The sequence below is a fragment of the Pseudomonas fluorescens genome, assembly GCF_902497875.1.
Classification (GTDB): Bacteria; Pseudomonadota; Gammaproteobacteria; order Pseudomonadales; family Pseudomonadaceae; genus Aquipseudomonas; species Aquipseudomonas fluorescens_BR.
The window spans coordinates 1-5,777 of record NZ_CABVHY010000070.1 but is presented as its reverse complement, the minus strand read 5'-3'; the positions used below and the strand labels follow the sequence as shown (position 1 = coordinate 5,777).

6 protein-coding genes and 1 pseudogene are annotated in these 5,777 nt (G+C 59.0%); 5 read left to right on the top strand and 2 right to left on the bottom strand.

The features are described 5' to 3' along the window. Positions 1–57: 57 nt before the first annotated feature. Positions 58–648, bottom strand: coding sequence for a cysteine hydrolase family protein (locus tag F8N85_RS33385; protein WP_150805232.1), 591 nt, complete (start codon positions 646–648; stop codon positions 58–60). Positions 649–885: 237 nt separating this feature from the next. Between F8N85_RS33385 and prmB the strand changes: the two genes are divergently transcribed. Further along, positions 886–1,794: a 50S ribosomal protein L3 N(5)-glutamine methyltransferase gene (gene prmB / locus F8N85_RS33380; protein WP_150805231.1), complete on the top strand. Its 909-nt coding sequence runs from the start codon at positions 886–888 to the stop codon at positions 1,792–1,794. Between the two features lie 149 nt (positions 1,795–1,943). On the opposite strand, the gene F8N85_RS33375 is transcribed toward prmB, so the two are convergent. Then, a complete protein-coding gene (locus F8N85_RS33375; protein WP_150807646.1) occupies positions 1,944–3,338 on the bottom strand; it encodes a class II fumarate hydratase in 1,395 nt (464 codons plus the stop codon). A gap of 192 nt (positions 3,339–3,530) precedes the next feature. On the opposite strand from F8N85_RS33375, the gene F8N85_RS33370 reads away from it, so the two are divergent. The 4 genes and pseudogenes from F8N85_RS33370 to F8N85_RS33355 form a co-directional block, all read left to right on the top strand. Beyond that, a complete protein-coding gene (locus F8N85_RS33370) occupies positions 3,531–4,055 on the top strand; it encodes a DUF2059 domain-containing protein (protein ID WP_150640218.1) in 525 nt (174 codons plus the stop codon). Between the two features lie 12 nt (positions 4,056–4,067). Beyond that, a complete protein-coding gene (locus F8N85_RS33365) occupies positions 4,068–4,367 on the top strand; it encodes a BolA family protein (protein ID WP_150807645.1) in 300 nt (99 codons plus the stop codon). A 202-nt stretch (positions 4,368–4,569) separates the two neighbouring features. Beyond that, positions 4,570–5,511: a rhodanese-related sulfurtransferase gene (locus tag F8N85_RS33360; protein WP_150806687.1), complete on the top strand. Its 942-nt coding sequence runs from the start codon at positions 4,570–4,572 to the stop codon at positions 5,509–5,511. A 3-nt stretch (positions 5,512–5,514) separates the two neighbouring features. Continuing rightward, positions 5,515–5,777 (top strand): annotated as a pseudogene (locus F8N85_RS33355) (DsbA family protein); the annotation flags it as partial.

The window sequence follows — 5,777 nt, the reverse complement described above, 5'->3', positions numbered from 1 at the left end:
AGAGAATGAGAGGTCTTTGCAGATGAGCGGCGCGTTGGTCCGCTCATCGAGGGGCGGTCAGATCAGGTCTTTGGTCATCGCGAGGGTGGCGAAGTTGTCCGCCATGATCGCCATTTCGGTTTGCTGCACATGTTCCGCGCTCAGGATACCGCCTTTGTACGGCAGGTCGCGGGTCGCGCACGCATCTTCCACCAGGGTGCAACGAAAACCCAGGTTCTTGGCTGCGCGTACCGTGGTGCTGACACTGGAGTGACTCATGAAACCGCAGACGATCAAGTCCAGCGAGCCGAGGTCCTGCAGACGTTTTTCCAACTCCGTGCCATGGAAGGCACTGGGCAGCAGCTTGCCGACGATGGTCTCGTCACCTTGTGGCTCGAGGCCCGGGATGAACTCACCGCGTGCGCCTTGCGGGTCGAACATTCCACCCACGGTGCCGAGGTGATGCACATGCACAATCGGCCGGCCGGCAGCGCGGGCCGCGGCGACCAGTTGCTTGATGTTTTCGACGGCAGCATCCATGCCGGTCAGGGCCAATGGGCCACTGAGATACTCTTTCTGGGCATCAATGATGACCAGGCTGGCATGGCTCAAACTGGCCGGTGCATAACCACGGCCGGTGAGTTGAAACATCGTCTTTGGAACGGACATTCTGGGGCTCCTTTGGGTAGGGCTTTTGCGACATTGTCCTCTGGCTGAGCGCTTCTGTGAATCGCTACCAACGTAGGCTGTGTGGTTGCTGGCCTACAGCCTTGTCAAGAGGGTGGTTCTGTTCAAGTAAAAGCTTGAAAAATGGATAGTTCCTACAGTGAGTTGGTGTTTTTCATGCGTCGTCGGGGGGCGTTTTGGCTGTTAGAATCGTCAGTCGTTTTTTCAGGAGTTTGTCCCGTGATCACTTCCCGCCTGCGCACCTTGCGCGACCACATCCGTTGGGCCGTCAGCCGTTTTCATGGGGAGGATCTGTTTTTCGGCCATGGGACTGACAATGCCTGGGACGAAGCCCGTCAATTGGTGCTCGGCGCGTTGCACCTGCCTTGGGAAATTGCCGACAGTTATCTGGACTGCCGCCTGGAAGAGGACGAGTTGGTCAATCTGCAACGCCTGATCACGCGTCGTATCGAAGAGCGGATCCCTACGGCTTACTTGTTGGGTGAGGCGTGGTTCTGCGGTATGTCGTTCATCGTTGACGAACGAGTGCTGATCCCGCGCTCACCGATTGGCGAGCTGATCGAAAAACGATTTGCGCCCTGGTTGGACGCCGAGCCGGCACGCATTCTTGACCTGTGCACCGGTTCGGGCTGCATTGGTATCGCCTGCGCTTATGAGTTCCAGAACGCCGAAGTGGTACTGGCCGATCTGTCGTTCGAAGCGCTGGAAGTCGCCAATCAGAACATTGAACGTCACGGTGTCGACGAGCGGGTCTATACGGTTCAGGGGGATGGTTTCGATGGTCTGCCGGGCCAGCGTTTCGACCTGATCGTTTCCAATCCGCCGTACGTCGATGCCGAAGATTTCGCCGACATGCCGGACGAGTATCAGCATGAGCCCGAGTTGGGTCTGGCCTGCGGTGAGGACGGCTTGAACCTGGTGCGACGCATGCTCAGCGAAGCGGCGGATCACCTGACCGAAAAAGGTTTGCTGATCGTCGAAGTCGGCAACAGCCAGGTGCACGTCGAAGCGCTGTACCCGGAAGTGGACTTCGCCTGGCTCGACTTCGAACACGGCGGCCATGGCGTGTTCATGCTCAGCGCCGAACAGTGCCGTCAGCATCAGGCGGTGTTTGCTTCGAGGGTTTAGAAAGTAGCGAGACCTTCTGCGTACACAAGCCCTGTAGGAGCTGCCGCAGGCTGCGATCTTTTGATCTTGGGTGCCTCGAAAAGATCGCAGCCTTCGGCAACTCCTACGCCGATCGGGTATACCCGTGAAATTGCGGCAACCCGCGATGTCTAGCCCTGCTTCCCAGCCTCCAGCATATTCTCCGGCCGAACCCAGGCATCAAACTCTTCATCGGTCAGATACCCCAACTGCAGCGCGGCCTCACGCAGGGTCAGGTTCTCGGCATAGGCTTTCTTGGCGATTTCTGCCGACTTGTCGTAGCCGATATGCGGGTTCAACGCCGTTACCAGCATCAAGCCACGCTCCAGGTGCGCGGCCATTTGCACCGGGTCGGGTTCCAGTCCGGCGATGCAATGCTGCTGGAAGTTGCTGCAGCCATCGCCCAGCAGGCGGATCGATTGCAGCAGGTTGTGAATGATCACCGGTTTGAACACGTTCAGTTGCAGATGCCCCTGACTGGCGGCGAAGCCGATGGCCACGTCGTTGCCCAGCACCTGGCAGGCGAGCATCGACAGCGCTTCGCACTGGGTCGGATTGACCTTGCCGGGCATGATCGAACTGCCGGGTTCGTTGGCCGGCAGTTTCACCTCTGCAAAGCCGGCCCTAGGGCCAGAACCCAGCAAACGCAGGTCATTGGCGATCTTCATCAACGTCACGGCGAGGGTTTTCAGCGCACCGGAGAGGGTGGTCAACGGCTCATGGCCGGCCAGCGCCGCAAACTTGTTCGGCGCGGTGACAAATGGCAGACCGGAAAGGGCGGCCAGCTCGGCGGCGATCGCTTCGCCAAAACCGTGCGGCGAGTTGAGCCCGGTGCCCACGGCGGTACCGCCCTGGGCCAGTTCGCAGACCGCTGGCAGGGCGCTGCGTATGGCCCTCTCGGCATAGTCCAGTTGCGCGATAAACGCCGAGAGTTCCTGGCCAAAGGTGATCGGCGTCGCGTCCATCAGGTGCGTTCGGCCGGTCTTGACCAGTTTCATGTGCCGCGCTGCCAGCTCCGCCAGCCCGCCGGACAATTCGTTGATGGCTGGCAGCAGATGGTGCTGCACCGCTTGGGCGGCAGCGATATGCATGGCGGTAGGGAAGCAGTCGTTGGAGCTCTGCGAGCGGTTCACATGATCGTTGGGATGCACCGGAACCTTGCCGCCGCGGGGATTGCCGGCCAGTTCGTTGGCGCGTCCGGCGATCACTTCATTGACGTTCATATTGCTCTGGGTGCCGCTACCCGTCTGCCAGACCACTAGCGGGAACTGCGCGTCGTGCTCGCCATCGAGCACTTCATCGGCGGCCTGTTCGATCAGCCGGGCGATGTCGGCGGGCACGTCACCGTTGCGGTCGTTGACCCGCGCAGCGGCTTTCTTGATCAGTGCCAGGGCATGTAGCACGGCGATCGGCATGCGTTCGTTGCCGATGGCGAAGTTGATCAGCGAGCGTTGTGTCTGAGCGCCCCAGTAGGCTTCATCCGGGACTTCAACCTGCCCCAGGCTGTCGGTTTCGATACGGCTCATCGGTCACACTCCGGTTGGTCTGATTCGCCAGTTTAGGCCGTGATCCGCCGTCAGGGTTCCATCGGTCGATTTTTCTACCGTTCGGACCCTGCAAATCAGGCCTGGTAAGGCTTGGGGTTGAGTGACAGCGTTTTTTAGGTGCAGAATGGTCGCCCTTGGGGTTTTACCTCGCCAGCTAGAAAAGGAAACTTGATGACTCGTCTTCGTGCCATCTGTACCGCGGTTGTTCTGGTTTGCGCCAGCGGCCAGGCTCTTGCCGATACCGCCAGCCACAATGCCAGTGCCGAAGCCTTCCTGACTCTGGCACACGCCGACAAGCTCGGTACCCCGGTGTACATGCAAGTGCAACAAATGTTCGCCCAGCGCTTTGAACAAACCAAAGCCCCTGAGTCGAAAAAAGCCCTGCTGGAAACCTACCAGGCCAAGGCTAACGCGGCTCTGGACCAGGCTATTGGCTGGAACAAGCTCAAGCCTGACATGGTCAAGCTCTACACCAGCAACTTCAGCGAAACCGAGCTCAAGGACCTGGTAGCGTTCTACAAATCGCCGCTGGGCAAAAAAGTCCTGGAAAAAATGCCGCAGCTGACTCAGCAATCGGCTCAGATGACTCAGGCCAAGCTGGAAAGCGCGGTACCTGTAGTCAACAAACTGCTGGCTGACATGACTGCCGAACTTGAGCCAAAAGGTGCAGCAGCACCGGCCAAGAAAAAGCCTTAAGCGGAGCCGGGAATGACCATGCAACAACGTATCGAATCGGCGCTGAGCGCATTGCAGCCCGAGCATCTGCACGTACTGGATGAAAGCCATATGCACAGTCGTGGGCTGCAAACCCACTTCAAGGCAGTGCTGGTCAGTGAGCAGTTTGCCGGGCTCAACAGCGTCAAGCGGCACCAAAAGGTTTACGCCACGCTCGGCGACCTGATGGGTGAGTTCCATGCGTTGGCGCTGCATACCTACACGCCTGAAGAATGGGCGAAGATCGGCGCGGCCCCGGCATCGCCGACCTGCGCCGGCGGGAGCAAACCTTAAAATCGCAGCCTTCGGCAGCTCCTCCGGGAGTTGCGCAGGGCGAGCTTTTGTAGGAGCTGCCGCAGGCTGCGATCTTGACGATCTACAGCCAACCGCAGCTGTTTTTGCTAGAATCCGCAACGCGCCACTAACTCAAGTTAGCCGGCGCGTTTTTTTTGCATCCGGTTCACCCTTTACGAGGGTAGCCACCTGGAGATCACCCATGACACAAAACATTGTCGTGGCGGCACTGTATAAGTTCGTCACCCTTGAAGATTACGTAGCCCTGCGCGAGCCACTGCTGCAGGCGATGGTCGATAACGGCGTCAAAGGCACGTTGTTGATCGCTGAAGAAGGCATCAACGGCACCGTTTCCGGCAGCCGCGAAGGCATCGACGGGCTGATGGCCTGGTTGAAGAACGATCCGCGCATGGACGACATCGACCACAAAGAGTCGTACTGCGAAGATCAGCCGTTCTATCGGACCAAGGTCAAGCTCAAGAAAGAAATCGTCACCCTCGGCGTTGACGGTGTCGACCCGAACAAGCAGGTCGGCACCTATGTCGATCCGCAGAACTGGAACGCGCTGATCAGCGATCCGGAAGTATTGTTGATCGACACCCGTAACGATTATGAAGTCTCGATCGGCACCTTCGAAGGCGCCATCGACCCGAAAACCACCAGCTTTCGCGAATTTCCGGACTACATCAAAGCCAACTTCGATCCGGCCAGACACAAGAAAGTCGCGATGTTCTGCACCGGCGGCATCCGCTGCGAGAAGGCTTCGAGCTACATGCTCAGCCAGGGCTTCGACGAGGTGTATCACCTCAAGGGCGGCATTCTGAAGTACCTCGAAGAGGTGCCGCAGGAAGATAGCCAATGGCGCGGCGACTGCTTCGTCTTCGATAACCGGGTCACCGTGCGCCACGACCTCAGCGAAGGAGACTACGATCAATGTCATGCCTGTCGTACACCAATCAGCGTCGAAGATCGCACCTCCGAGCACTATGTGGCCGGCATCAGTTGCCCGCATTGCTGGGATAAACTGAGCGAGAAAACCCGACGCAGTGCCATCGACCGGCAGAAGCAGATCGAGTTGGCGAAAGCCCGCAACCAGCCACATCCGATTGGTTTCAACTACCGCCAGTCCAACACCGAGGCCTGAGTCATGTCCGCACGCTTGCTCTATGTAATGGACCCGATGTGTTCCTGGTGCTGGGGCTTTGCTCCGGTGGCCGAGGCCCTGGCAGAGCAGGCGCGAGCGGCAGGTATCGAGTTGCATCTTGTGGTGGGCGGCTTGAGGACCGGCAGCGGTGCCGCGCTGGAGCCAACTACGCGGCGCTACATCCTTGAGCATTGGCAAGCGGTCACCGAGTCCACTGGCCAACCGTTCAAAACCGAGGGGGCCTTGCCCGACGGTTTTGTCTATGA